We start from the raw sequence: 1,324 nt of genomic DNA, 5'->3' as shown, positions 1-1,324 counted from the left end.
GGAAGCGTTGACAAAGATCGTGTAACAAAGCCATCAACACGATGCTTATAACATTCGGCATTCGCGGTTTAAAGTATAATTGGTTTGGAAAGTTGGTCGTCAGCACGTGTTATGGCGGCGTTATGTGTACCCAAGGGGTAAGTATGGATATCCAGTTTAAAAGAGCTTCTGATCTAAAATATGCTGAATCACTAACTCAATCCAATATGGCTAGTTATTATTTAACTCGGAATATCGTTTGGGACAGCAATCTGTTTATCAACAATTGGACTATCTTGGATAACTTTGAAATATTCGCGGATAATTATCGAGTTGGTATTGTTCGTTTTAGCTATAACGAATCGACCACTTTTCTCCGAGATTTACAATTAAGCCCAGAATTTCACGGGAAGGGTATCGGTGCGAAAAGTCTCGATATGATTATAAATCACGCTAGACAGCATCAATCAAAAAAGTTACTTCTTCGTGTGTTCAGCGAAAATCCAGCAATCAAGTTATATAAAGAAAAAGGGTTTACGCAAACCGTGGAAGTGAATGGGTTAATAGAAATGGAATTTACTTTAAGTTCAAACACATAACAAATGCATCAACACGATTTGCTACACTCGGCATTGTCAGTTTGCCTTTAGTTTTAGTGATTAAGGCGGTAAAATTCAGTTAAGCCGGTATCGTAGCAAACGTGTTATGCAGGCGTTATAACGCAGGGTGGATATGGATAGAATCATCACATTAATTGAGAGTTAAGGCTCTTGATTGTGTTCTACAACTCAATTTACCTCATTGCTATTTAGCCGCTGGTTTCGTCCGAAATTTGGTGTGGGACCATTTGCATCAGAAATCAGTATTTACGCCTTTGAATGACGTTGATGTTGTTTATTTCGATGAAACTGAATCTAATCCTGAAAACTACAAAATAATCGAATCTCAGCTTTCTGCATTGATGCCAGAATTGAATTTGGAAGTGCGTAATCAAGCAATTATGCACAAACGAAATGGCGATAAACCGTATTTAAGTATTATCGATGCAATGAGTTATTGGCCAGAAAAAGAAACAGCGGTAGCCATACGAAAATTAGACAATGGTAAATACGAATGTATTTCTGCTTTTGGCTTTGAATCGTTGTTTAATTTGCAGGTTACACATAATCCTAAGCGTTCTTTAGAAATCTTCAGTGACCGTGTAACGTCGAAAGGTTGGCTAGGTCATTGGTCTAAATTGAGAACTGCGTTATAACAAAGCAATCAACACGATTTACTACATTCGGCGTTGTGGGTTTGTCTTTAGTTTCAGTGATTAAGGCGGTAAAATTCAGCTAAGTCTGTG

2 protein-coding genes are annotated in these 1,324 nt (G+C 37.8%); both read left to right on the top strand.

Features of this window, described 5'->3' with window-relative positions; all coding sequences use genetic code 11:
• Window positions 1–143 precede the first annotated feature (143 nt).
• Window positions 144–578 carry a GNAT family N-acetyltransferase gene (locus tag AACV33_RS03010; RefSeq protein WP_182700729.1) on the top strand — a complete coding sequence of 145 codons (435 nt, stop codon included), beginning with the start codon at window positions 144–146 and terminating at the stop codon, window positions 576–578.
• 155 nt (window positions 579–733) lie between these two features.
• Complete coding sequence (locus AACV33_RS03005) at window positions 734–1,234, top strand: nucleotidyltransferase family protein (RefSeq protein WP_182700728.1); 501 nt, start codon at window positions 734–736, stop codon at window positions 1,232–1,234.
• Window positions 1,235–1,324 lie beyond the last annotated feature (90 nt).

Source organism: Aliivibrio sp. SR45-2 (assembly GCF_963890165.1).
GTDB lineage: Bacteria > Pseudomonadota > Gammaproteobacteria > Enterobacterales > Vibrionaceae > Aliivibrio > Aliivibrio salmonicida.
Note: the sequence above shows the minus strand (reverse complement) of the source record. Positions and strands in the feature narration are given on the sequence as shown.